We start from the raw sequence: 26,340 nt of genomic DNA, 5'->3' as shown, positions 1-26,340 counted from the left end.
AGAACCGATATAGACAGGGAATGCTATTCTATCAGCCGGTTGGAAAGCCCCGCAAGCCCTACTGAACGGATTACGGTTCTCCCACATTGATTGCATACATTCATTTGGATATACTCGACTTAACCTCTGATGGTTGCAGATTTTGTCTAAAGTATGAAAAATATTTGAAGACAAACGAAATACGGTTCACTGCAGTGTGCTCCTGATGAACAACAAAGGAAGGCGAAACGTGAAAGCTCCACGTAGCGGCGGCGGTTGGAAAGCGATCAAATACAGTCTGACACTGGCAAACAAAGTCGGCTGGTGGAAACTCTGGAAAGCCATGCGGACCAAAAACGCCTGTAAGACCTGCGCCGTCGGCATGGGTGGACAGAAGGGGGGCATGGTCAACGAAGCAGGTTTGTTCCCAGAAGTCTGCAAAAAATCGTTTCAGGCGATGGCCGCCGACATGCAACCTGCGGTCGAAAGCGATTTCTTCTCGAAATATAACCTCGACCAGTTGCGTTCTTTCTCCTCCCGCAAACTCGAATACAGCGGCCGACTCACCGAACCTCTGTTACTTTCTCCCGGTGAAGACCATTATAAACCGATTTCGTGGGACGCGGCGATCGACCTTGTCGTCGACCGTCTGAAAGCAGCCGGCCCCGAGCGCACCTTTTATTATGCCAGCGGGCGGTCTTCCAACGAAGCCGGCATCTTGTTCCAGATGCTGTCCCGGTTAATGGGTACGAACTACGTAAATAACTGCTCCTATTACTGCCATCAGGCCAGCGGTGTCGGTCTTGGGTCCAGCGTCGGCACTGGAGCCGGCACGATTCGCCTTGAAGATCTGGAACACGCTGATCTCTACATCCTGATCGGCGCCAACCCCGCTTCCAATCATCCGCGTCTGATGAAAGAATTCATTGACATTCGGCGGCGGGGCGGGAAAGTCATCGTCGTCAACCCCGTCAAGGAACTCGGGCTGGTCAATTTCCGAGTTCCCAGCGACGTCCGCAGCCTGCTGTTCGGTTCCGAAATCGCTTCCCTGTATGTGCAACCGCACATCGGCGGCGACCTGGCTTTGTTGACCGGGATCGCGAAAGAAGTCCTTGAACGCAACGCGCATGACACCAGCTTCATCGCCGAGCACACCGAGGACTTTGACGCCTTCAAACAACAGGTCGAGATCACCAGTTGGGACGACATCATCCAACAGAGCGGCGTCGACAAAGCTACCATTCAGAAAATCGCCGATCAATATATCAGTGCCAAAAACGTCGTCATCGGCTGGTGCATGGGCATCACACATCACCTGCACGGCACCAACAGTGTGCAAACCATCGCCAACGTCTCCCTCCTCAGAGGCATGGTCGGCCGCCGTAAGGCAGGTCTGATGCCAATCCGCGGGCATAGCAATGTGCAGGGCCTCGGCTCCGTCGGCGTCACCCCCGGCATGAAGCAGGCGATGCTCGAACGCTTTGAAAGTCGGCTCGGCATCAAAGTCCCCACAACTCCCGGCTATGACACGATGGCCTGCATGGAAGCATCGCACAGGGGAGAAATGGATTTCGCCTTCTGCCTGGGCGGTAATCTCTACGGCAGCAATCCCGATACGAAACACGCGATCGAAGCCATGAGCCGAATCAAAACTGTGATGTATCTCTCGACCACATTAAATACAGGTCACGTCTGGGGCACCGGCCAGGAAACCTTGATCCTACCCGTTCTTCCGCGCGATGAAGAGCCGCAATCCACGACGCAGGAATCGATGTTTAGCTACGTCCGCATGAGTGACGGCGGTAAATCGCGATTCGAAGGTCCGCGGAGTGAAGTTTCCATTCTGGCGGCGATCGGGCAAAAACTGTTTGCCGGCGATGATCGTATCGACTGGAAAAAACTCGAAAGTCACACCGCGATCCGTGAGTTGATCGCCGAATTGATTCCCGGCTACGAAAACATGAAAGAGACGATTCAGTCCAACAAAGAATTCCACGTCACCGGCCGGGCCGTCGAGGAATACAAGTTCCCCACCGAATCAGGCAAAGCGAAGTTCCATGCGATCCCGCTGCCCGATCTGCCGACGGACGAAAACCTGTTGCGGCTGATGACGATTCGCTCGGAAGGTCAGTTCAACAGTGTGGTCTACGAGGAAGAAGATATTTACCGTGGTCAGGACCGCCGCGATATCATCCTCATGAACCGCGCCGACATCGACCGTCTCGGCTTCAAACCGGAGCAACGGGTCAAAGTCAAAAGCGCAGCAGGGGAGATGTCGTTCATTCTGGTCCGCGAGTTCGACATCCGCGCGGGTAATGCATTGATGTACTACCCCGAAGCCAACATCCTCGTCCCGCACACCGTCGATCCGCTTTCAAAAACTCCGGGCTTCAAAGGCGTGCCGATTACGCTCGAAGCGGAAGCCGCTGTGACGACTTGAAAAAACGAACGCGAAATGAGTCAGACCTCAGAAAACGTCATGTCCAACTGAGCCCCTCAGGCAACGTCGCAGCCGAATAGACCACATGCAACACGCGCCGTCGCTGTGGCAGTTCTGACGCGCGAGAACGATGAACGAGCAGGGGCCGCATGAGGAGCACATCGCCGGGCCCCGCGGGGCAAAGTTCAAACGCGTCCTCTTCAATCAGAGCAACTGCGGCTTCACTCAACCGATCAAGATGGCTGCCCGGCACCACTTCCAGTGCTCCGTTTCTTTCCGGGCATTCATCCAGATGCACCCGCACCGCCAGTAGTTCCCGCTGTACCTCAACGGGCGGCTCGACATATTGTACGCCCCCCTTGGTTGACCAGTTTGTCCAACACGATTCGTCGGTGCTGCCGGCAATCGGCACAAACAGATCCTGATGCGGTGGCACAAACCAGTTTGCCCCCGGTAGTTTGTCAAACAGTGTCGCACTCACCAGTTCCGTCGTTCCGCCCAGGACTTCACTCGCTATTGCAAAGAGACATCCTTTTTCCAATAGAGGTCTCAGACCAGACAACTGCAGATGCACATTTCGAATTGCATAACGAGAGCCGTTTTTTCGTTGCCGAAACGTTTCTTCCGGCGCTGCATTCAAAGTCGTCTGTAGTGCAGCCATGTCCGAGGCGCTGATCACGTTCGCTAAACGTTCAAAACCGGTTTGCTGAAATGTCTCATCCATGAATGGGGTCTATTTGAAAATAAACGTGCAAATTATCTTCTTCCGCGATCTTAGTCTGCTAGATACGCCACGACAAACAACCGCCGAAACGGAAACAGTACTTTTCCATTCGCTTGAGTCGGATAGGCGTCCCGATATCGGGCCAGCAGTTCCGACTCAAATCGAGCCCGCCGATTATCATCGGGTAACGCTTCCAGATAAGGCCTGAGTCCCGTGCCGCGAAACCATTCCAGAATCGCTTCTGCACTTTCCATAATATGTATGTACTCGGTTTCCCATAAATCAATCTCGGCAGTCAATGGTGCCAGCAGATCATAATAAAACGATCGCGACTCGCTCGTCAGCCTCTGGCGCGCATTTGCTGTCGCCTCGTTCCACTCGGGAAGCTCGGAAACCTCAACCACACTCCGGTGCAGGGGAGAGCCATAATGTGCCGGCAATTGCACTGCCAGCGCACCTCCTGGCTTAAGAAAACGCATCAGCCGAGGAAAGACTGTCGTGTGATCCCGCACCCACTGCAAGACGGCGTTCGAAAAAATCAGATCGTACTTCTCTTCCGGCTCCCACGTAGTGATATCTGCTTGAAACCAGTTAATCTCTGCGTTCGAAGCCCGCGCGGTCTCCAGCATCTCAGTGGAACTGTCCAGACCGCTGAGATCGGCATCGGAAAAGCGCGACGCCAATACAGCGGTACTATTACCGGGGCCACAGCCGACATCGATCATTCGCTCGGGCATTTCCAGTCGCACGCGGGCCGCCAGATCGATGGCGGGTTGGGTCCGTTCCCGTTGAAATTTCAAATATTGATCCGCATCCCAGACAGGCATCCCAGTGCTCCCTCATGCAACCATTTTCCCTTCTTATACTACGTTCATAACAGACGACAATTCCAAAAGAAAGCAGGTTCACTCGCTGTGAATTCAAGTATTGTCTCATGTTCTCGTCATATTTTCATTGTTTCAACTCGTGACTCGGGCAGCCATCAAGAACCGCTCGAATTTTCTGAGACAATATCCCCATCTTCGCCGGTTTTTGAATCACTTCGATCTGATCTTCACCCATTGAGTCAGGAATGTCCCCGGTCAGACCAGACAAATAGATCACCTTCATTTCAGGATCCCGTTGAGTCAATTCTTGTGCCAGTTGTTGGCCATTCATTTCCGGCATATTAAAATCTGTCAGTAACAAAGAAATCTTCCCGTCATATGAAGTGGCTGCCAGAATCGCTTCCTGCGGACCTGCTGCTTTGATGACATCGTAGCCTGAAGCTTCAAGCAGAGCAGAGACCGCGGTCAATACCATCGTTTCATCATCACAGACCAGGATCGTCTCGCCTCCCCCCACCGCATGTTTCTTTATAGAAGAGGCAACAGTGCTATCATTTTTTACTGTTTTCCCTTGATTCTGAGGCAGGTAAATTCGAAACTCAGTTCCTTCTCCTAACTGACTCTCGACGGAAATAAAGCCACCCAAATTGGAAATGTCACGAAACACCGTCGAAAGCCCCAGGCCAGTCCCCATGGCGGCAGGTTTGGTCGTGAAAAAAGGCTCGAAAATCTGTTCCACCGTTTCCGGAGACATTCCACAGCCGCTGTCCTTGACCGACACTTGCGAGTAGGAACCTGGCAACCTGTTTAATTCACTGGAAACGTGGTCTTCGGAATATTCAACGTTCCGCGTACTGATGGAAAGCGTCCCCCCCTCGGGCATGGCATCACGGGCATTGACCACCAGATTCATCAGAGCCTGTTCGATCTCCGCTTCGTCAGCCCAGACAGAATTTGTGTTTGGATCCAGATTCAGTTTGAGAGTAATCGTATCCCCCAGAATTCGTTGCAAGATGTTTCTGTTTTCCGAAATCAACCGATTCAGATCAAACCAGGCCGTATTCGGTATTTTCTTCCGACCGAAGGTGAGCATCTGCTTGACCAGTTCTGCTGCGCGTTCGCCTGACTTTTGAATATCCTGCAACGGCCCCTGAAAGGACTTGGGAATTTCGTTTTCCGGCGTCAGTAACATCAGTTCTGCATTTAAATTAATTCCCACGAGAATATTGTTGAATTCGTGAGCCACCCCGGCCGCTAACTGACCGATGGCTTGCATTTTCTGGCTATGTTGCAGCTGAATCTGCAGCTGTCTGTTGAGTTCCTGCGCCTGTTTCTGTTCGGTAATATCTTTGACCATCATCAGCAACAATGGTTCCTCGGCACTTTCGATCAACCAGGCTGAGCAATGGACGAATCGTTTCTCACCGCTTCTGATACGGAGTATGGTTTCCTGATCATGAACCAGGCCTTTTTGTTGCACGATTCTGACAATATTATCCCAGACCGCAGGATCAGCATACAAATTCAATTCATTGATTGCTTTTCCGATAATCTCATTTCGGTCGTACTGCGTGGTCTTCAGAAAAGACTCATTCACATCAATCAGTTTTTCAGTACTTAAATTGATAATCACTTTTCCCATCGGATTGAGATGGAACGCATTGGAAAAACGTGCTTCAGAAATCCGTAAAGCATTTTCGTTTTTTTTACGAGTGACTTCGTTTTGATAAGCCCTTATCAGCGTCCCGCCCGTGACGAGAAGTGGTTTAATAAAATTAACATGCTGTTCAGCGTATCCCACAGGCCGATTCGCAATGCCCGCGACTCCGATCAAATCCCCCTGAGAATAGATCGGCAGCGCCAGGAACGATTTCATCGCTTTAGCAGATTGGGGCAAGAGATCGCTGAGCCGCGGATCTTCGGCAGGCTGATTGGAAATCACCGCATCTCCAGTAGCGACCATGTGCTCTAACAGCATTTCCAGATTTAAAAATGCCCGTCCAGTAGAACTCTCGTCCGTCTGAAATTGCTGCAACTCATCATTACCGGATGTTTTCATCATCGCGCGTATTTTTAAACAGGAAGATCCCTGTTCACTCTGCACGACTTCTCCGATGAAACCATACTCGCTGTCGGAAGTCTTCAGTAAAGTCTGCAACAGATCTTCAAAGACTTTCTCGGGATTTGAATCGGCAATATATTGAGACAATAGCTTCCGAATGGATTCAATCAGATTGATCGAAGCGCGCAACTCCTCTTCATACAAGACCTGCTGCGTAATCTCAGTTCGTACTCCCGCGATTCCCCCTTCTGCCGTTTTTTGCTCAGAGATCCTTAGCCAGTGGCCATTTCCCAGCTTCTGCCGAAAGCTTCCTGGCGGATTCTGATGCTGTTTGACACGCTCTTGCACCCACTCTTCTTCGCGGCCCACCGCTTCTGCTATCTGCCCTCGGTAAGCGGAGATTCGAATATGATCTTCAAACCGTATGCCGGGCACCAGCAGGTCTGCACTCTCTTTATAAAACTCACGGTATTTGGAATTGCACATCACCAGACGGTCTTCGGCATCATACAGGGCAAATCCTTCGGTCAGAGATTCGATCGCCTCAGTCAGTTGGACACGCAACCGGTGCGATTCCTGTTCGCTTTTTTGCAGATTCTCTTCAAATCGGGCATGCTCGATGGCAATTGCTGCCAGATAGACCGCCTGCTCGATGAGTTGCTTGTGAAATTCACTCGGCTTACAGGGTTTTTGGTAATAGATTGCAAACGTTCCCAGCACGGAACCTGTTGACGAACGGATTGGTGCCGACCAGCAGGCGCGCAGATCATGTTTTAATGCCAGATGTTTGAAATCCTTCCATAATGGATCACTGGCGATGTCGGCGACCACAATTTGTTGATTTCGGTAAGCAGCAGCCCCGCACGACCCGACGTTCGGACCAATTTTCGTACCATCAATCTGGTTGATATAGTCCTCTGGTAATTGGGGAGCAGCACCGTGCCGGAGTCGGTTTTCAGCATCGAGTAACAGGATCGAGCAGATCATTTCCTGGCAGCTTGCTTCAAGATAGTCAACCAGAGTCGTCAGAGTCGCTTCGAGGGAGCCACCTTTGCTGATCAATTCAAGAATAATTTTGATATCAGGTAAAGCTTTGAATGTCTGTTGTTGAGAAAGCATCTCAACACCATTTTGATCCATCAATCTATTTTCCCATTTTAAAAATAGAAAACCCGGCTTGAGTGTTTTACCTCAATCATCCGTATTGGGTAATTCTCTTGACACTAAACCATCCCCATCTTCTCGCTTAGTCTGATAGATCATTCTAACTACAACTAATCAAACGCCAATAGCAAGTGACTCCCTTTTACGAAATGTGCCAAAGCCTGCGATGTAAGCAAATCAGAGCGTCATATTTCGGAACGGAGCAGGACCACTTCCTGGTTGAAACACGTCGTACAGAGACCATTACGCAATCTATCAGGCATTACCATTGGACTGGAACGGTTTTCAGTTCCGATACCGTTCCGTACTCTGACAGCCAGACTGTAAAAAAATCTTTTGTTTTCCTGACATCAGGCCCTAAGGTCTGTTTAAAATTTACTCCCCAGATCTTGATCGTTTTCATTTTGCCGTCGGGGTCCACTCTCATCGGTAGCTCGATCGCACGACAATCCAGCAGATGAAACTGTACCGGCTGACCTCCCAGGTCGGCATTGACTTTCACCAGGAAATTTCCCAATGCCTCAATCCCACGTTCCTCAATCTGCTTTTTAGTGGGCTTCACCCGTACTTCGTTCTTTCCCTGCTTCTTTGTTACCTCTGGAAATTCCAGCTTTAACAGGGAACAAAGCCACCGTTTATGCTTGGGCAGTGCATAGGAATCGAATTGATAACAATCAGGAACAATCAATTCTCCACGGGCGGTCACTGCAACGCGATAGCGAAAAGGAACTCCGGTAAAACCACCTCTCTCAGGCCAAAGTGACCAGATCACATTCCAACGGTATCCACTCTGCCTATGTGAAACGAGCTCCACTGCATCGAGTTTAAAACGATGATCCTGAGAGAAATGCTGACTAATCAAAGCCTTGACCGCTTTATCCGGCTCCGCAATTTTGAATGCTGTTTCCGCTGGAACCACAGTTTCGAGCAACTCGCGCGAATGTTCTGAATCGCTCCGTTTTTCTTTTGGACTGGCGAAGATCAGACTCTCTATCATGCATGACGATTGAGGATCTGCATCAGGAATCAGTTTATTGACAGACAGGTTGGGTCCGGGAAATAGTTTCCATCTCAACAGCATCGGATCAGGTCGGAGTTCCGGATCCCCCCAAAGATTCGAAAACGGACTCAGCACAATCACAGTCAGCACAATAAATCTACGCATAGATTAATTTCTGTCCCGTTCATCAAGAATCTGTAATCGAGAAACCGTACCGTCCGGAGTTACCCAAACCGTAAAAATGTCCGCGGGCGTTTGCGTTTCCTTTGCTTTCACGCTCTGGAAATTGACCGCCCAAACGTTCAAAAATGCAATCTTACCATCCGCCCCCATACTCCAGGGGAGCCGCGCAGACTGCACATTCACGAAACGAAACTGGAATGAATCGGCCTGGGATTTAGAGTGCAGCAGATCGATCATTTCTTGAAAAGCTTTTTTCCCCCGATCCTGAATTTCAGTTAAGCTGAGGCTGTGCTGACTTCTTGTTTTCTCTGTCCCCAACTTAAGAGTCGAACACAACCAGATCTTTGGAGCCTGTGTATGCCTGAACCGGGGATTGACCTCAGGATCTGGTTTCGGTCGCGGTAATTTTAATGAGACCGCGTCAATCAAATACCGTTTGTGAGGTATTGGTTTTCCTTCGGCAGAAACAAAAAGTTGGATCCGGGAAGGCGCTTCGATTAATCCACCGTAAATGGGGATCAGTTTCCAAGTCACCTCCCACCGAAATCCAGGATTATCTACCAATTCAGAATCGCCCAACGGAACCAGTCGCGCTTTCTGAAACTGGCAGGCAAGCTTCTGCTGACGTTGCTGATTGATCAGAGCCAGATACGCCGCATCCGGCTCAGATACCGCGACCACTTGGGCAACCGGAGCAACCGCTTCAAGTGGTATCGATTTCTGCTGCGGGTTCATCATGCTGTCTGAACAGGAAAAAATCACATGCCCCAGTTGAAACGTCTGCTCATCATTCGAACCAGAGACAAGCTCGTGCTGCCAGTGAAACGACGCGGGAAACTGATTCCAGTCACGAAATTCTGGGGGAGTTTGTGCAACGGAAGCGGATTCCCAAATACACAACACAACCGGAACCAGAAGGAATCTCATAAATCAAACCTGATTTCTACTAAAAAAGTAAGCAGGTCAGTGTAATTCAGACTGCCTGAGCCGAACCAGCAGACTGCTGAGACCCTTTGAGCCGAACAGAAGAAACAGGCCCACCACCAGTTTGCAAAACAGCCCAAAGATCTGTGCTTTGAATTGCACAGGCATCTGAGAAAGATGGCTCATATTTTCCCACTGGGTCATCTGAAACACGACGCTTCCGACTTCAGGTATCGTCAACGACAATACTAAAAGACCAATCCCGGAAAAGATCACCGACTGAACCTGCAGCGCCGTCATCGAACTCAGACCGTTGTCGATCGTGGTTCCGGGCAAGAGATGATTGACAATTTTCGCCGCCCCAAACCAGAGCAGGCAACCCGCGAGGACATAAAACACAAACGGCACCAGTTGGTAAAAGATCAGACTGGATTCAGGAAACGTGGATTCGACCTGATCTGTCTTCCAGAACGCAAAGAACAGCGTAAACGTGGAGACGGCATAGATTGCATTCACAATATAAAACAGCCCCAACAGTCGGCAGCCGATAAAGGCGATTTCTTCTTTTTTCATTAGTCCTAAGTCCTATCGAAAAGGTCCAAGTTCTATGGTTTCGATTAATTTAACAGATTCGTGCCGCTTCATGAACGGCGATCGTTTCAGACAGGTCACGAAAGGTTTTTAGATCACCAAAATAAACATACGTGGGCCCCAATGCAGGGAAACAGAAGATACGAACGAGCAACAGCAGACAAAGGATCAAAGGAAAAAACAGAATCAGGGGATCGATCATCCCTAAGACCAGTCCCAGTACGAACATACCAGCACCGATCGTAATGCAGGCTGTTTCCAGCGTCTGGCCGGGTGTTCTCACAAACCGGCATGGAGGCAATGCTCCTGGAGCCAGCATGGTAAAGTCGCCCCAGAAGAGCTCCCAGTGCTGCCGTGCATACTCTTCCAGAGAGGTGGAGGGCCGAATCTCCGATACATCGACACCCGCTTCCTGCAGCATTGCGCGAATCGTGAGAAAGACCGAAGCAGGGCGGCACGGTTTTCCGAAAAAACTTCGCTCGCGAATGACGGGGGCTCGCGCATGCCGTGCAATCAATTGGCAGACCCCAGCCAGTGTTTTTTTCCCGACAGGAGACAAAACGGCTTTCCATTCCTTCCGTGGAATCGATAACCCCCAGATGTTATTCATCCTGTGCGCCACGCTGCTCCAGGTCAAAAAATCATCATCAAAAAACCAGTCCTCAATCGTCGTTGCCAAAGTCAAAAGTTCCGGGGGCTCTCTCAGATAATTCGCCTCATAATCCTGTCGATTCCACTCATTGAAAACAGCCAGCACATATTCCGGCGTGACCGGTTGTTTTAGAATGGTTGAATCCTCTTCCATCATCTGACCTCATTCAAAGTTTATAAGTTCGTCCAAGCGATTCAGGACTGAAATACCGCACGCGAAGCAAGCAGATTTGAGAGATCCCGAAAGGTGCGTAGATCACCAAATTCGACATCGACCGGTGGAGCTTTCTCATCCCCCACTGTAATCAGAATCAAAAACAGGTAGATCGATACCATACACCCAAATAAACCCGGGTATGAATCGGGATGAAAAAAAGTATAAAAATAAGCCAACAACACGGGAATCCCCCAGATGTCGCGGATAAATTGCCGAAGAAATTTGCTGCCTTCGTCGATCTCCACGTCCGGCAGAGAACCGGGTGCCAGCCGGGCAATCGGCCCCAGGAACGTCTCCGTGTAATGGCGAGTAAATTCTTTCAACGGGGTTGATGGAGCTATCTGTTTCACATCGACCCCCGCATCCTGCAACAGAGAACGAACTGTCAGAAACACCGACGCCGGCTGGCAGGGTTTACCACAGAATGAAACCAGCGGAATCCGCGGCAACGAGATCAGCGAGGCGATGACTTCGCAAAAATCGCGCGCCGTTTTTATTTCTCGACATCCCAGTGCGTCCCTCCATTCAACATATTCGAAACCAAACCATTCCATAGGATAAAAGTAGATATTCATATCATCGATTAGATCACAAGCTTCGTAAAGCATTTCCACCGGAGAATCCAAGGTCAACGGCACCACTTTTGGAGGTTGACAGTACGCTTTACCCCATTCCTGCCGCGACTTCTCCCGTAAAACTGCCAGTACATACTCCGGCGTCGCCGGGACTTCTATGAGTGGGGAAGGAGCAACCACATTCACACCTTTGATTCATTTTTTGACTGAGGTGATTTCCAACCCCATTTCCAGATTACCACGATGGCCGCAACCAGCGCCAGTACAAAACTTGCTGCAACGATCACCAGAATCATGGTGATCTTTTTTACCGGATCCTGTGGAAATTTTGCGTTACTCACTTCCAGAATGGGTTGTTTGTAGTATTTCACTCCATACTCTCGGTCTAAGTTTTTTCCAGCCGCTGCCCAGGCGATTTCGTCGGCTTCAATTTGCCTAAAGAATTGGTCGGCCTGTTCGATCTCCTGCTGCAGTTCTTCTTCAAGTTGATTTAGATTCCTGGCAACCTGTAGATCCAGAATCTGTTTCGCCCGCTCTCGGTAAAGGGTTTTGGCAGGTTCACTCGCGACTTCATAAGAGGCCTTCAGGTAAGCCCGGGCTGCCAGCATTTTGGAATCCTCTTGCCAATGAACGGCAACCATCAAATCTCCTAGTGCTTCCAGCAAGATCGGTGAGCGATAATTCCCAAACCGCATCATTCCCAATATGCCCTTGGTCGCTTTCTGAATTTCCTCGTCCTCGTCTGCTTGCTTAATATTCTGCTGTTTGACCAGAAACGCAGCAAAGCCGATCGGCCCCGGCCCATAGTCCTGGCTCAAAGGTAAGGTCACACCGGCAGCACGTTTCTGAATGACATATTCCACCAGCAGTTTCTGATAGACTTCACGGCCAAAATGCGCATCCGGGTTCATCTCGATCGCACGATTGATATGCGGCACTCCCTCTTCCAGGCGACCTGCATGAATCAGAAACGTCCCCAGATTTGCTTCCGATTCATAACGTCGCTCTTCAGGCCAGCGATCGATTTTTTCCTCTATCGTTTCGATGGCTTTCTCATGCTGCCCCAGCTTGTCACAGGCAACCGCCAGATCGTCGTACTCGGCGGGTGTGCGTTTATCTGGCGCTTTCTTGCTGCGATCCACAATCCGCCACTCATAGTACGCATCGGAGTGCCTCAGAAAATGACCGGTAATCAGTTCCTGAGCATAGGGAAACCGTTGCCGTTCCATCTCGAGCGTATCGTAGTCCCACATGCAGGCCAGACAATGCCTCGGCATGATCAGTGAGCACGTCATCAAGAAAATGAATATGTTTCGCATAAGGAATTGACCCTGACTGGCGACGACTTTGTCTAAATATCGTTTGTCTACTATCACAGCCGCGAGCCGGAAAGTCAATATGGATCCCTTCAGACTGGGCCTGCACCGAACTTACGACATTCTCAAATGCAGCGGTAGTCAGGTCATCAAACATCGGCTTCACAAAAGGGACAGTGGCTCAATAAACCATCGGCGTAAGCGAGGAGACGGTTACTGTGGCGTTTCATTCCCAACAGGTTTGGGGGCTTCTGTCGGTGTTTGTTTTTTCTCAGTAGGCGTCGGCTCTTCAGCCCCAGCAGGCGTTGGCGACGGTGGTAGCGTTGTGTTCGGCTCAGTCGGGACGGTTGTTACAGGAGGTGCTTCTGCCGGAGGATTGGGAGCGGGTTTCGCAGGAAGCTCGCTGGAACCGAAATAATATCCGACAATCGTACCGAAGATCCCGATCAGAATAATTAAGACTTCCTTGGCCTTATCCAGTTGATCCTTGCGAATGGCAACGACGGCCAGAATCCCCGCAATCGCCATCGTGCCCATGCAGAACACAACCGTAATCATGCTCCGCGCATTGGCCGGATTGTCTCCCAGGAATCCCATCAACCAGAACAGTCCGGCCACAGGCAACCCCACGGCGGCAATCACAATATACAACAACACCACCCGTGCTCCGCCTGACGACTTCGTATAGACTTCGGCCAGTGAAATGACTTTGGGAACGCGGAGCGGCACATTTTGTTCCAGCGCTTCGACTCGCTCCGGAATTGCGGTAAATTCTTCCGTTTGGATCGCCGTTTCCAACGCTTCGACACGCTCGCGGAGTTCTGCAATCTGTTCTTCCGGAGTCGACATAATCGTTGTCCTCGCTCAAAGATTGTGAATCAGTCTCAATGATGATCGATATCCGACTAGTGCCTGTGCTTAAACTATCAATACAAGACTCCCAGTTCAAGGATTTTCTTTGAATCAGAAGAGGACTCACTCTATCCCGCCCCTCGATCCTCCGAAGGGGGATGTCCCAGCACTTGCCGATATTGAGCTGAGAACTGAAAGACACTCGCAAAGCCCAGCAGGTGCGCGGCTTCGCCCACGCGCAGACCTTCCTGCTGCATCAGTCGCTGCGCAAATTCCATCCGCGCCCGCCTGAGATACTGTTTGGGACTCATTCCCAGTTGGGTCCGAAACAGCCGTCGCAGGTGAGGCTCCGAGAGCCCCGCTGTTTCTGCCAGTTCAGAGATCCGATGATTTCGATCTGGTGCAGCTTCGATCAGACGCTTCACCTTCTGCAAACGTTCATCGAGCGGGGGACCTACGTCTTGCTCCACCTCGGGAAACATCAGCCTTACCGCTGCTGCCAGCAGACAACCGTCCGGGTCGCCCCGTTGCACGTGGATCGTTTTTAACAAAGCAATTAGAGCCGCCCGCTGCGGGTCCTGCTCCTGAAACTCAACAGCCCGCCAATCCGTCAGCCGTTCTGAAGACTGAAATTCCACAAACAGATATGAGACTGGCTCCCGCGTCGAATAGCGGTTCTCACGCAATCCGGGTGAAAGCAGTCCCAGCCAGCCGGGCTGTACCTGAAACTCTTCTCCCGAGATCCGAAACTCACCGTGTCCCGTCTCCACATATAGAAACCGGTGATGGCCAATCCGCCGGGGTCGGAGGTGCAGTTCCTGATGAAAGCGTACCCGGTTACTGGAGATATAGTGCAATGGCTGTCCCATAGAAGAATCTTTCCAATGATCGTTTTTGACAAATAAATAAACGATTCCGACATTCCTTGCAAGCGAGGCGCTCGCTAGGATGATTCATTATGACAAATGCGCTCCTCGCTAACTCGGTTCACTTTCGCCCGCTTGATCTGGCAGCGATCGTCGTCTATCTGACCCTGATGGCGGGCATGGGGCTCTGGTTTTCGCGCCGCAATCAATCGACCGAACACTATTTTCTCGGCGATCGCAACTTTCCCGGCTGGGCCATCGGCCTCTCCATGCTGGGCACCTCAATCAGCTCGGTCACCTTCCTCGCATTCCCGGCGGCTGCATTTGCCCTCGACTGGCGCCAGCTGATTTCCAATCTAACGCTCCCTCTGGTCGCCGTTCTGGCGATTATTGTCTTCATCCCGTTTTTCCGTCGCGGCAATACCACCAGCGCGTTCGAATATCTCGGCGATCGCTTTGGCACTGTTCCACGACTATACGGCACACTCAGCTTCATTCTGCTGCAACTGATCCGCCTGGGAAAGGTCCTGTTTCTGGTTTCGATCCCAGTCAGCCTGCTCACCGGCTGGGACATTCGGCTGGTCATCATGGGCGTGGGTATCTTCATCTCGTTCTACACCATCGCCGGCGGAATTGAAGCGGTCATCTGGACCGACGTCATTCAAACCATCGTCCTCTGGCTGGGCGGCATCCTCTGTTTCACCATCATCGTACTACAACTTCCCGGCGGACTGGGGCAGGTCTTCGAAGTCGGCGCGGTTCAAGGCAAATTCAACGTCGGCTCGTTCGACTTCAATCTCACCGAACGCACCTTCTGGACCGTCGCTCTATTAGGCATCATCAACTGGCTCACAATTTACTCCAGCGATCAGAATGTCGTCCAGCGTTTCATCGCCGCCCGCAGTCTTCGTGAAGCTCGCAAAGCAACCACCCTGTATTCGATCTTAGCCGTTTTCACCTGGTCCTTTTTCTTCCTGATCGGCACCTGCGTGTTTGTCTTCTACCAGATCCATCCCGACCCCGCAGTCAAAGAACTCCAGGCAGACGAAATCTTTCCCTGGTTCATCCTGACGCAGGTTCCCGCGGGGCTGGCCGGTCTGGTGATTTCCGGCGTGATGGCCGCCGCCATGTCGAGCCTCGATTCTTCCATCAACTCCATTTCGACCGTCATGACCGTCGACTTACTCAAACCCTGGCTCGCACCGGGTCGCGATGATCGCTTCTATCTGCGAATGGCACGTCTGATCGCCGTCTTCGCTTCCACCCTGATGATCGCGGGGGCGATTTTCTTCAGTTCCATCGAAAAGGAGAGTATGAACGATCTGAGCTGGATCATCGCGTCCGTCTTCGGCGGCTGTCTGCTGGGCCTGTTTATGCTCGGCTTCTTCACCCGCCGCATTGATAATACCGCTGCTATCATCGGCCTGGCCGGCGCGATTGTCGTCAATCTCTATCTCGGCCTCAGCACCGGCGGCTGGCTGCCGGAACACTGGACGCTCCCCATTCATTCCTACTGGGTCGGAATTCTCGTCAATCTGGCGTTTATCTTCATCGCTATTGTCGTGAGCCTCTTCCGCGGTGCCAATCCGCGTGAATTACAGGGCCTGACGGTCTGGACTCTGAAGGAGCAACCATGAACGCACCACTCCAGACCGACATCGCAATTTTCGGCGGAACCCCCGGCGGCATTGCAGCAGCCATCGCAGCCGCCCGACTCGGTCGAGATGTTTTATTGATCGAACCACAGACCCACATCGGCGGCATGTCGACCAGCGGTCTCGGCAAAAGTGACGTCGAACGCCGCGACCTCATCGGCGGCCTGTTCCAGGAATTCACAGAGCGCATCCAAGAATACTATCACAACCAATATGGAACCGATTCGGAAAATGCATCCCTCTGTCAGAATGGCTATTATTTCGAACCATCGGTCGCTGAGCTTATCTTTCACGAAATGCTGGCAGCCGAACCGCAGATTACGTTACTTACGAACCACCGTCTTCACTCCGCAACAACCAGTGACAACCGACTGACAGAAATTACCGTTTCTGAAAACGAAATGGAGGAACGGAAAAGCATCCAGGCCCAAACCTTCATCGATGCGACTTACGAAGGCGATCTGCTCGCTGCCGCCGGAGCCGCATTTCGACTGGGACGCGAAGCACGTGATGAGTTCCACGAACCGCACGCCGGTGAAATCTATTTTGACTTCCAACAACAGACGTTTCTTCCAAACAGCACGGGCAGGGGAGACGATCGGCTGCCCGCTTATACGTATCGACTCTGCCTGACGACCAATCCCACGAATGCGGCCCCGCTGACCGAGCCGCCCGCTGATTACGACCGTGCTCATTATCTGGGATACTTCGACGATCTCGCCGCAGGCCGACTGGCGGGACCGACCTCATTTAAACCGGGCCGCGGTTATGAACCGGCTCACTTTAATACTCTGGTTCGGGCTCTGAGTGTTACGCCGCTCCCGAATCAGAAAACCGACGTGAATATCAACCCGCGCCCGCTCGGCTTTCCGTTTCCCGAAGAAAACCGCGATTATGTGACCGGCGATGCCACGACCCGCGACGCTATCTGCAAACGCATTCGCAATCTGACGCTGGGACTGCTCTGGTTCCTGCAACATGACGAACAGATTCCCACCGATCAACGGGAACTCGCTCAGCGATATCATCTGCCGAAAGATGAATTCGCCGACAATAATCACTTTCCATACCAGCTTTATATCCGCGAAGCACGCCGGCTGGTGGGGGAATTCACGCTCACCGAACGACACATTACGCATCAGCCGGAGCAAGGGGTTGACGCGCGGGAAACAGAAACATTTCCCGATACGATCGCCATCGGTGAATTTCCGATCGACAGTTTTCCCTGTCGCAAGCGACAACCGGGTGATACGATCGTGCTCGAAGGTTATCTCGGTATGCTCGATCACATCACGCGGCCTTATGAAATCCCGTATCGAATTATGATTCCGCAAACGATTGACGGACTGATTGTGCCCGTCGCCGCTTCCACCACACACGTCGCCTTTTCCTCGATCCGCATGGAACCGACGTGGATGGCGCTTGGGCAAGCCGCCGGTGTCGCCGCCCATCAGGCAATGCAACACCAATGCCCCCTGCGAAACGTCCCCATCCAAGAATTACAAACCCAACTGGCCCAGGACGGCCAGATCCTGAAACATCAGCCTGCAATTTCCCAATAAAGGAATCCAACCCATGAGAACACTTTTAATTGCATTTACCTTCCTGTTGTTAATCGCCCCCGCCTATGCCGCCGATAAAACCAACTCGCCGGTTCCCGTGCTCAATCTCCCTGGTTCCGGTACCGATACAAGTGCCATCGATTATTCAAAACTGCCTGTCCTCAAAGGCCAGCATGCGATCGTCAACCCCGCGGCACTCGGACCTTATCCGAAGAAATCAGACAAAGTCGACCTGCGCGACTTGCGACTCAACCTGCATAACTACCTGATCTATCACGACGGCAAATTCTGGTGTATCTGGAGCGACGGTCCGCGGATTGAAGATGAACCGACACAGGAAATCAAATACGCCACCAGCACCGATGGCCTGCACTGGAGCAAAGCCCAATCGGTCACTGGCACACCTGAAAAACCCAACGCCTTTATCGCCCGCGGGCTCTGGATTCGCGATGGTAAACTGCTGGCACTGGCAGCAAAGTACCAGGGCCACGGTGCCTTCGGCCCGCCGGACAAAAAGCACCTGGAACTGGTCGCCTATCGCTGGGAACCCGCACAGGACAAATGGGTTTTCGAGGGAAAGCTGTATGACAACGCGATCAACAATTTCCCGCCACAGAAACTTCCGTCGGATAACTGGATTCTGACCCGCCGCGATTCCCGGTTCAACGTCAGCGTGCTGATCGGCGGCGTGAAAGCGCTCGACGACTGGCAGTCCTTCCCCGTGGTCGGCGTCAAACAGGTCAAAGGCTTCCGGCCCGATGAACCGATTTTCTGGGTCCTGCCCGACAACAGCCTGTATGCACTCTTCCGCGATAACGGTGGCTCACAACGCTTGTTCTTCTCAACTTCCAGCGATGAGGGACGTACCTGGGCTCCCCCGGTCCTCTCCAATTTTCCCAACGCCAGCAGCAAGCTGTTTTCACTCGCGACCAGTCACAGCTATCGAGTGCTCGTGCTCAACGCACATCCCGCCGTTAACCGCCGCGAACTCTATCTGGCGGTCAGTCCCGACAACAAAACCTTCACCCGCCTGGCGAAACTGGAGATTCCCTCACCAGCAGAGTTACCCGAAGCAGTTACCACTCTCAAAAAGAAATTCAGTGCAGGTATCGCCAGCCTGCAATACCCGCATGTCATCGAGCACGATGGTTATCTCTACATCGCATTGTCGCGAGGCAAAGTTCAGACCGAAGTCTTTCGTGTGAAGCTGTCTGATATTGACGAACTTCTCAAATCAAACGAGAGCTGACCAATCAGCAGAACAGACAATGCCCGCCGAGCAGACAGTCAATCCCGTCGGTTGCCAGATGCCACAAGCAGCCGACGGCGACCGCCCGCCATCGCCAGGAGGGAATCAACAACAAGCCTGCATACACGGCGGCCGCCCACCAGGTATGCAGGGGATGAAAGCCCAGGCTGCAACGGTGGGGATCAAAAATCGGATCGGCCAGCAGGTGATCGACGTCGATCAGCATTGTCGCCAGCATAATCAGCCCCGCCTGTACCCAGTGTTCTTTCCAAAACAGCCGCGCAATCAGAAACGGAACGAGCAGGTGACACGAATAATGAATCAGATGCCTCACAACATCTGGTACAGCTTCCATTCTCTCAGTGAATCCTTAAATCGGTTTACTTTATGAAATCGATAATCTCTTGAGCTTTACGGTCCCATATGAAGAATGAGGACTCACCTAAGAATAAACTACTTCGCATCATAGCCGGGCAGGAACTTGACCACAAACACGCCTTTTCCTTGTTCTTCATGACTCCAGCGCATCATTTCGGTCATGCAGTCCATCAATCGATCGTAGTCACCCACAACATAGGTCGACGTCGAACCTGGTGTCACTCGCAGATCGGAATAACTCTGCAGTTTAGAAATGAATTCCTTGATCAAAGGTTTATAGTTTTCCTGGAGCGGATACATGCTGATTTCGGCGGTACTGATCATCGTTGGAATCTCCTTATCATTGAATCCTGGAATCCTGATTTATGACTCAGTTATCTTGATCGTATCAGACAGAAACCGGCTGTCAATCAGAGACTCAGAACGCGATAGAGGCAGCTCTACCTTTTTCACGCGCTCTCATCGTCCTGGAGCAAGACTGCACGACGCGCGGGTGTGACGTATTCACAATCATCTTTACCAGGAACCAGTTCCACGCCTGACTCCTGCAGAAAACGGACAAATGCCATTCCTAATTCTGTGATGGATTCTTTCGGCCCCGCATGACCGATCAAATACAATCCATCATCCCGATAACCAGGAATTGGCTCTGACAACTTGACTGCAGGAGAATGATACCACAACACTACATGCCAGTCATTTTGATCAGAACCGCTGAGCGCCGTCGCCTGTCCCGTGCGCCAGTCGATCGATTCGATCAAACCTATTGCAACTTGCAGATAATAAAAGTCCTGCCCGAAGAGCGAATATCCGACCTGGAGACTGTTCTCATTTTTAGAGCCTGGTTCAATCCGCACAAAATGAGTTTTTGAAAATGCACCAAGTCGATTGATGAAATATTGACGAACGCCCCCTTCGAACCACAGGTTGGATCCGATCACAAACAGAACCAGCATCAGCCAGCAGAGACTTGCCAGTACCGTCAGTATGGGAATCTGGCGTATCTGCATCAGGTTCCTCAGCACAATTACCAGCAGTCCCACTCCCAGCGAATAGCCGATTAAGGACAGCACCGCTGTCCCGGGGGCGGGCAGGCGAAACTCATGCATCTGGCCTGAATGGGAATCGACCTGTGTCATTCACACACCTGATTTCGTTCGGCTGTTAAAACGAAACTGATTTCACGTCGCACTCTGCTGGGGTGAGACTCCAGGAATGCCGGAAATCTACAACGGTATTTACGTAATAGTCTAAAATATTTTCCCCCACTGGTAAGACGAAGCCAAGTCATTAGCAGTAAAGCTTTTCCCTCCACCTGCTTCATATTACGCAAGTCACAACGAGATTACCGGTTACGTTGAGTGTACCAAGATTAGACTCCGCGACTGGGGGATTTCCCCCATATTGAACTAATTTTACCCGGTGTTCATGTCGATAGTAAGCTACTAATGAAGTGGCAACATAATTTTCGTAAGTCTTGCCAGCAGGCACTTTATCAAAACACTTACATCAACCCATCTAATAAAGATTTACCGATAAGAGAGATTAGAATGATTGTCCGGAAAGAGAAAGCCTTTACTGCTGTAACAGGAGCAGGTGAAACAGTCCACATTACCAGTTACAAAAAAGTCCGTCATGAGTATGACCTGCGAGTCGGATTTTATGAAGTGGAAGATAATAGCAGATTCCTGCTGGATGAGAGCGGCAGACCCGTCAATTGTATCGAAAAAGGGAATTACCAAATCATTGATGGCGACGTCCTGATAGACGCCGTCTCTGCCGATCCCCAAGCTCTGTAATTCGAACAGATTTGCGACCTTGAAATGACCGGGTGAGTTCTCTTGCCCGGTCATTTTTCTTACTTCATCGATTCGCTCACTCCCCAGCCTGGCATTCTCTGCTGGTGCGTTCGCTCATTTCGCGGTCTTGTTAGTAGACCTGAAGACTTTGCATGTCCCCATCACGACCTTTACCAGAGCATTCCTGTTTAATTCTGGACCAGAATTATTTTTTATTACGATAATTAAACATTGCGTGATACTCTACATATCTTGAAAGATAACAAAATATAGCGGGCTGCTTTTTTCGTCGAAAACTCTTTTGGCATCGAAATCAATTATTTGGATCCATCAATGAAACGGTACTCGAAATGAATGAACCAGCTGCGGTCAAAGACAAAGTGTCAACGAAATCGTGGATTCTTGCCAACAAAGTGAAGCTGCTGGGTGGTATTATCGTTGCAACATTCTCAATTTTTTTCATCACGATATCAAATCGAGTAGCCTCTAAACATCGGGCAGTCGCTCATCTCAGACCGATTTTCCTCGCAACCATCAATTACAGTTCGGGTGCGGCAGCGAATTTGCCGTTGGGTGGCACGACCGATCTAAATGGAAATCCACAACATGGCTGGATGACAGCCATTCTGCCTTTTACAGAGCGACGCGAACTGGCAGAACAGATTGACTATGATAAGCCATGGACCGCTCCTGAAAACAAACCTGTTTTTCAAACCAGCGTACCCCCGTATCTCAATCCTGATATTCACGAACCAACAACAAATCCAGCAGGGTATGCACTGGCTCACTACACGGCAAATTCACGCGTATTGGGAATCAACAAGTCTTCGAATATCGCCACAATCAGTGCGGCGGGCCTGATGCAAAGTACGATTCTCCTGGGTGAAATCAACGCAAACTTTCCCGCCTGGGGATCGGCCAATAACCTGCGCGACCCTGCGCAGGGACTTGACGGCGGCCCTGACCGTTTTGGCAGTCCTTCAGGGGAAGGGGCAACCGTCATTTTTGTCGACGGCAGTGGGAAGTTCCTGAACAAGAATATTGATCCCGCTATCCTCAAAGCCATCAGCAACCCCACCGGCAGAGGCCCCGTCTCCCCGAATGCGTATTGACAGGTTGACAGGATGAATCGCTACAAGCCACGCAGACAATGAATCTGTATCATGGTAGGGTATAGATCAACACGAAATGACATCAGGAATTCCGATTGATGAAAATCACACGCACAAACCTCAATGACGCAGTCGAAGAAGGTATCCTGACCTCTGATCAATCCGAGCGTCTGCTTGAATTTCTGAAAAGCCGGCCCAGCGTCGGACCAGAGTTCGACTTTGCCCACCTGCTTTATTATCTGGGTGGACTCATCGCCATTGGCGCCATGACACTATTCATGAATCTTGGTTGGGAATCATTCGGAGGGTGGGGCATCGTTACCATTTCCCTAATCTATGCAATCCTGGGGCTGACTCTTTCCAATCGATTTCAACAGAAAGGATATACTATACCCGCCGGGATCTGCGCCACATTTGTCGTCGCTTTGACTCCCCTGGCGATTTACGGGGTGGAGCTGGCACTGGGACTCTGGCCGAAGGACACTGAATATCGTGAATATCATCGCTACATCAGATGGTATTGGCTTTATATGGAGATTGGCACTTTAGTCGTCGCGGCGATCATTGCCCGGTTTTATAAATATCCATTTTTATTAATGCCCGTCGCCGTTACCCTTTGGTATTTGTCAATGGATCTGGCCGTCATGCTCATCAGTGACAGCTCCGAATTTGATGTTCGCTCGACCGTCTCCATGTGTGTGGGAGCGGCAATGATCGGCCTGGCATTGGTGGTTGATTTGCGGTCGAGAAAAACAGGAGATTATGCATTCTGGCTCTATCTCTTTGGTGTCATGGCATTCTGGGGTGGTCTGACTGTAAGAAATTCAGACGGCGAACTAGCGAAGTTTGTCTCTTTGTGTATTAACCTGTTGTTGATGGGCGTAGGCATCATTCTGGTCAGACGGGTTTTTGTCGTTTTTGGTGCCATCGGCTGCACATTCTATTTAGGTCACCTCGCCTACAATGTATTTGAAAGCAGTTGGTTGTTTCCGATTATCTTATCCTTATTTGGCTTATTGATCATCTATCTGGGTATAATCTGGCAAAAAAATGAGCAAGCCTTAACCCGGAAAGCGCGCAGCATCTTACCCACTCAACTACGAGAATTATTAGAATCGAAGGATCGGTAACAAAACTAAGCCCCGTATTTGTCTCTCGAAATAAGAAACACCGGTGAAATGAACCAGGCAGATCCGTTAACATTTACCGACGAGCTGCTGTCCCGCCAACCGCCGCGAGGAATTGATGTCGACACCACACTCGCCCACTTCGCCATCATCACCTGTCTGATCGATCCCGAACTGGTCCGGCCAGAGATTCACTCCCGTTTCCATCTGGATCTCATTGAGCACGAAGGGCATGAATGGGCGTTGCTCTCCGTTGTCCCGTTTGTCGATCAGGATTTTCGCTTTATCAACGTCCCCTGGCCGAAGTGGCGTTTCGGACAGACCAACTATCGCGTTTACGTGACTGATTCCGAAACCGGCGAGCACGTTGTCTGGTTTATCGGCACTTCGCTCGATTCCTGGACTGTTTCCATCCCGCATTATCTCTGGAAGCTGCCCTGGCATCGCGCCCGGATTCAATTCGACTGTGCGTTCGACGCCGCCACAAAACGCTACACAACCTACCGCATGCAAACCACCAACAGCTGGGCCGATGCGGAAGTGGAACTCACCGATACCGGCCAGACTCCAACCGAACTCATCGGCTTTGACGATCTCGAAACCGGACTGGTGATTTTGACGCATCCGCGGAAAGGCTTTTATCACCGTCGGGACGGCAGGCTCGGTTCCTACTCCATCTGGCACGATCGCCTGCAAACCACCGTCGGAGATGTAAAAACCGCCCGCTTTCAGTTGCTCGAAAAAATGGGAATGGTTCCAGCAGGGGAGTCACCACAGATTCACAGCGTCCTGCTCCAGAACCAGACCGAATTCACAATCTATCTGCCACCCAAAGTTGTGGCATCATCCTATCTGCCACCCAAAGTTGTGGCATCATCACCGGATTGATATCCGTCTGACACCATACTTCCGCAAACCAAATTAGAGCCAGCAATTGATTCTAAGATGGTACTTTAAACCTTACCCAAGCTTCAGAACAGGGCAGGGGATCAGAGTGTAACCCAGCTCAATGCGAAGAGGAAGACGACAATCAGCAGTAGCGTTACCACAAGTATGATGATCAAGGTACGACCATTCACTTTCTGCCCCGGCACCTGAGGTGCTTCCTTCCAGATTTTCAAAAAGTAGAGCGGTCCCGTGATCAGGCAACCGATATAAAGCATGATTTTCCTCGACAGGGTGATCTCAGAAAAGTCCTTTTTACGGGAAGCCCATTGGATCTGTTCTTCAAACGCTGCTTTTCCCATTGTCGACTCGAGCCGACTTCGCGTCTCGGGATCGTTCGCTTTGATTAAGAGATCATTGATAAATCGATGTAAACCAGGGTGCAGCCTCAGTAAAACCCGCGCGGCAATCCATCCGGATAATGTCCAAAACAGAATGAAATCTTGAACATAACCGGGGATCTGAATGGAAAACAGTTGTTCGAGGGGCCAGAAGAAGGTTGTCGTAATGCCTCGATAGAACTGCAAAATTTTACTGAAAACGTCAGAGAGCCCCAGTTTAAACAGGCCAACGCAGAAGGCAAACAGTGCAAACGCATTCAACACCAGTCCCAGATCAGTTTGCCAATCCCGCAAACACTCGCGAGCAACAACAGCATACTCCCGCAAAGGCTGAGGCAACACATTCAGCCAACGCGTTTTCTGATTCGCATCCGGGTCGTCTTGTGATGAGTTTATCGTCATCAATGTCTCACTAGATCAACTTGGGAACAACATACCTTTCCATCAATCTCCCCAAGCGTACCAACCCCAGGTAGTCTGTCAAGAAACCTGATCATTGATTACATCAAGAACTGTTCCTTGATAAACGCACCGATGAATGTGGCTCCTCATTGATTAAATGAATCTGTTTATCATTTCTGCTAACGGGCTTTAAAAGAGATCACCAGGACATCCTACCTGAATCATGTTGTCTTTGATATAATTCGCAATCGACATGAGACAGGATCTGTAGAAATCCTTCATTCGCAATCATCAGTCGCTGGAAAGTAGAAAGAGGCCACTTTGACAGAACAGTCCGAACCACCATTGGAGATGGTGTTCTCATTTTATGAGAGTATCCAACGTAAGGGGCCCGGCAGTGAGGCTTCGACTTTGAAAGCATTTTCCCTGCTGAATGATCTACCAGCCACACCGCGTATCGTCGAATTCGGATGCGGCGCGGGGGTCGCGACGCTTCCCCTGGCGCGAAGTTCCCGCGGTCACTTGACGGCCGTCGACATTCACCAGCCCTTTCTCGATGAACTGCAAGCCACCGCGGCACATGAAGGACTGGCAGATCGGATCACGACCGTTCAAGCCGACATGGGCAATCCACCGTTTCCCAACAACACTTTCGATTTGATCTGGTCGGAAAGTGCGATCTACAACCTCGGATTTGAGCAGGGACTGCGACTCTGGAAACCGCTCTTAAAGCCGGGCGGGCACATCGCGGTCTCAGAAGTCGTGTGGCTCACGTCAGAACCGCCACGCAAAGCGAAGGAATTCTGGGACGCGGACTATCCCTCAATGACCACGGTGAATGAGAATCAAAACAGAATGAAGGCAGCCGGATTCGATTTACTTGGTCACTTCGTCATCCCCACAGAGGACTGGCAAAACTACTACGGCCCGCTGCAAGACCATGTCACCGCTTTTCGGACGAAGCATTCCGCGAATGCCACAGCCCAGGCATTCGCCGACAGTCTGCAACAGGAAATTGATCTCTGGAAAGAATACGGCGACAGCTACGGCTATTGCTTTTTCATCGGAAAAGCGGTCTGAAAATTCATCCGTAACACCAAGCAGACCCCGATCAAAACTGTCGACACATCGCCGCGAATCGCTTTCGAGCTTGATACCGTATCGCCTGTGAGCACAGTTGAGGTAACACAAAAATCGCTGTGTAATCGCTGTTAGCCAGCCAATATCAATTTAGGCGATACAGATAACATAGAAAGAACAGTCGAGTAATAACATCCCAAGAACCGCACTTTCATACACTTTATAGAGGAAGAACAGGTTGAGTTTAACGGTAAATTAATATTTTGGTTTACCAGAACGCGCCCCGCAACCGATACAACCCGCATAAGTTCCCTCATTT

Annotated in this window: 24 protein-coding genes; 9 read left to right on the top strand and 15 right to left on the bottom strand. The window is 50.9% G+C overall.

Annotated elements, in window-relative coordinates:
* Positions 1 to 229: 229 nt before the first annotated feature.
* Positions 230 to 2,419 (top strand): FdhF/YdeP family oxidoreductase, encoded by a 2,190-nt coding sequence (locus tag Pan241w_RS13700; RefSeq protein WP_198000512.1) that lies wholly within the window; start codon positions 230 to 232, stop codon positions 2,417 to 2,419.
* A gap of 37 nt (positions 2,420 to 2,456) precedes the next feature.
* On the opposite strand, the gene Pan241w_RS13695 is transcribed toward Pan241w_RS13700, so the two are convergent.
* The 11 genes from Pan241w_RS13695 to Pan241w_RS13645 form a co-directional block, all read right to left on the bottom strand.
* Positions 2,457 to 3,143 carry a phytanoyl-CoA dioxygenase family protein gene (locus tag Pan241w_RS13695; protein ID WP_145216586.1) on the bottom strand — a complete coding sequence of 229 codons (687 nt, stop codon included), beginning with the start codon at positions 3,141 to 3,143 and terminating at the stop codon, positions 2,457 to 2,459.
* Between the two features lie 50 nt (positions 3,144 to 3,193).
* On the bottom strand, positions 3,194 to 3,970 hold the full coding sequence (locus Pan241w_RS13690; protein WP_145216583.1) for a methyltransferase domain-containing protein: 777 nt from the start codon (positions 3,968 to 3,970) through the stop codon (positions 3,194 to 3,196).
* A 124-nt stretch (positions 3,971 to 4,094) separates the two neighbouring features.
* Positions 4,095 to 7,172, bottom strand: coding sequence for a GAF domain-containing protein (locus tag Pan241w_RS13685; protein WP_145216580.1), 3,078 nt, complete (start codon positions 7,170 to 7,172; stop codon positions 4,095 to 4,097).
* A 286-nt stretch (positions 7,173 to 7,458) separates the two neighbouring features.
* Positions 7,459 to 8,361 carry a hypothetical protein gene (locus Pan241w_RS13680; RefSeq protein ID WP_145216577.1) on the bottom strand — a complete coding sequence of 301 codons (903 nt, stop codon included), beginning with the start codon at positions 8,359 to 8,361 and terminating at the stop codon, positions 7,459 to 7,461.
* Between the two features lie 3 nt (positions 8,362 to 8,364).
* Positions 8,365 to 9,306: a hypothetical protein gene (locus Pan241w_RS13675; protein ID WP_145216575.1), complete on the bottom strand. Its 942-nt coding sequence runs from the start codon at positions 9,304 to 9,306 to the stop codon at positions 8,365 to 8,367.
* A 36-nt stretch (positions 9,307 to 9,342) separates the two neighbouring features.
* The gene (locus tag Pan241w_RS13670) at positions 9,343 to 9,876 is read right to left on the bottom strand and encodes a hypothetical protein (protein ID WP_145216572.1); all 534 of its coding nucleotides are present in this window, start codon (positions 9,874 to 9,876) and stop codon (positions 9,343 to 9,345) included.
* Between the two features lie 49 nt (positions 9,877 to 9,925).
* A complete protein-coding gene (locus tag Pan241w_RS13665; RefSeq protein WP_145216569.1) occupies positions 9,926 to 10,702 on the bottom strand; it encodes a hypothetical protein in 777 nt (258 codons plus the stop codon).
* A 38-nt stretch (positions 10,703 to 10,740) separates the two neighbouring features.
* The gene (locus Pan241w_RS13660; RefSeq protein WP_145216567.1) at positions 10,741 to 11,517 is read right to left on the bottom strand and encodes a hypothetical protein; all 777 of its coding nucleotides are present in this window, start codon (positions 11,515 to 11,517) and stop codon (positions 10,741 to 10,743) included.
* A 2-nt stretch (positions 11,518 to 11,519) separates the two neighbouring features.
* Positions 11,520 to 12,614, bottom strand: coding sequence for a hypothetical protein (locus Pan241w_RS13655; RefSeq protein WP_145216564.1), 1,095 nt, complete (start codon positions 12,612 to 12,614; stop codon positions 11,520 to 11,522).
* A 252-nt stretch (positions 12,615 to 12,866) separates the two neighbouring features.
* A complete protein-coding gene (locus Pan241w_RS13650; RefSeq protein ID WP_145216561.1) occupies positions 12,867 to 13,502 on the bottom strand; it encodes a hypothetical protein in 636 nt (211 codons plus the stop codon).
* Between the two features lie 131 nt (positions 13,503 to 13,633).
* The gene (locus tag Pan241w_RS13645) at positions 13,634 to 14,374 is read right to left on the bottom strand and encodes an AraC family transcriptional regulator (RefSeq protein ID WP_145216558.1); all 741 of its coding nucleotides are present in this window, start codon (positions 14,372 to 14,374) and stop codon (positions 13,634 to 13,636) included.
* Between the two features lie 89 nt (positions 14,375 to 14,463).
* Between Pan241w_RS13645 and Pan241w_RS13640 the strand changes: the two genes are divergently transcribed.
* From Pan241w_RS13640 to Pan241w_RS13630, 3 genes are read left to right on the top strand one after another with little or no spacing between them, the layout of a single operon-like run.
* Entirely contained in the window at positions 14,464 to 16,008 is a 1,545-nt protein-coding gene (locus Pan241w_RS13640; protein ID WP_145216554.1) for a sodium:solute symporter, read from the top strand.
* A complete protein-coding gene (locus Pan241w_RS13635; protein WP_145216551.1) occupies positions 16,005 to 17,588 on the top strand; it encodes an FAD-dependent oxidoreductase in 1,584 nt (527 codons plus the stop codon). The genes Pan241w_RS13640 and Pan241w_RS13635 overlap by 4 nt, the downstream gene beginning before the upstream one ends.
* A gap of 13 nt (positions 17,589 to 17,601) precedes the next feature.
* The gene (locus Pan241w_RS13630; RefSeq protein WP_145216548.1) at positions 17,602 to 18,837 is read left to right on the top strand and encodes an exo-alpha-sialidase; all 1,236 of its coding nucleotides are present in this window, start codon (positions 17,602 to 17,604) and stop codon (positions 18,835 to 18,837) included.
* Positions 18,838 to 18,841: 4 nt separating this feature from the next.
* Here the strand turns inward: Pan241w_RS13630 and Pan241w_RS13625 are convergent, their stop codons facing one another.
* The 3 genes from Pan241w_RS13625 to Pan241w_RS13615 form a co-directional block, all read right to left on the bottom strand.
* Entirely contained in the window at positions 18,842 to 19,192 is a 351-nt protein-coding gene (locus Pan241w_RS13625) for a DUF6122 family protein (protein WP_145216545.1), read from the bottom strand.
* A 98-nt stretch (positions 19,193 to 19,290) separates the two neighbouring features.
* Positions 19,291 to 19,539 (bottom strand): histidine kinase, encoded by a 249-nt coding sequence (locus Pan241w_RS13620; protein ID WP_145216542.1) that lies wholly within the window; start codon positions 19,537 to 19,539, stop codon positions 19,291 to 19,293.
* A gap of 125 nt (positions 19,540 to 19,664) precedes the next feature.
* On the bottom strand, positions 19,665 to 20,354 hold the full coding sequence (locus Pan241w_RS13615; protein WP_145216539.1) for a hypothetical protein: 690 nt from the start codon (positions 20,352 to 20,354) through the stop codon (positions 19,665 to 19,667).
* A 411-nt stretch (positions 20,355 to 20,765) separates the two neighbouring features.
* On the opposite strand from Pan241w_RS13615, the gene Pan241w_RS13610 reads away from it, so the two are divergent.
* The 4 genes from Pan241w_RS13610 (at position 20,766) to Pan241w_RS13595 (ending at position 24,141) form a co-directional block, all read left to right on the top strand.
* Positions 20,766 to 21,014 (top strand): hypothetical protein, encoded by a 249-nt coding sequence (locus Pan241w_RS13610; protein ID WP_145216536.1) that lies wholly within the window; start codon positions 20,766 to 20,768, stop codon positions 21,012 to 21,014.
* A gap of 350 nt (positions 21,015 to 21,364) precedes the next feature.
* On the top strand, positions 21,365 to 22,126 hold the full coding sequence (locus Pan241w_RS13605; protein WP_145216533.1) for a DUF1559 family PulG-like putative transporter: 762 nt from the start codon (positions 21,365 to 21,367) through the stop codon (positions 22,124 to 22,126).
* A 98-nt stretch (positions 22,127 to 22,224) separates the two neighbouring features.
* Positions 22,225 to 23,256: a DUF2157 domain-containing protein gene (locus Pan241w_RS13600; RefSeq protein ID WP_145216531.1), complete on the top strand. Its 1,032-nt coding sequence runs from the start codon at positions 22,225 to 22,227 to the stop codon at positions 23,254 to 23,256.
* A 48-nt stretch (positions 23,257 to 23,304) separates the two neighbouring features.
* Positions 23,305 to 24,141, top strand: coding sequence for a DUF2071 domain-containing protein (locus tag Pan241w_RS13595; protein ID WP_145216529.1), 837 nt, complete (start codon positions 23,305 to 23,307; stop codon positions 24,139 to 24,141).
* A gap of 101 nt (positions 24,142 to 24,242) precedes the next feature.
* On the opposite strand, the gene Pan241w_RS13590 is transcribed toward Pan241w_RS13595, so the two are convergent.
* On the bottom strand, positions 24,243 to 24,941 hold the full coding sequence (locus tag Pan241w_RS13590; RefSeq protein ID WP_145216526.1) for a hypothetical protein: 699 nt from the start codon (positions 24,939 to 24,941) through the stop codon (positions 24,243 to 24,245).
* A gap of 321 nt (positions 24,942 to 25,262) precedes the next feature.
* On the opposite strand from Pan241w_RS13590, the gene Pan241w_RS13585 reads away from it, so the two are divergent.
* A complete protein-coding gene (locus tag Pan241w_RS13585; RefSeq protein ID WP_145216523.1) occupies positions 25,263 to 26,021 on the top strand; it encodes a class I SAM-dependent methyltransferase in 759 nt (252 codons plus the stop codon).
* Positions 26,022 to 26,340 lie beyond the last annotated feature (319 nt).

The sequence above is a fragment of the Gimesia alba genome (genome assembly GCF_007744675.1).
GTDB classification, from domain to species: domain Bacteria; phylum Planctomycetota; class Planctomycetia; order Planctomycetales; family Planctomycetaceae; genus Gimesia; species Gimesia alba.
Note: the sequence above shows the minus strand (reverse complement) of the source record. Positions and strands in the feature narration are given on the sequence as shown.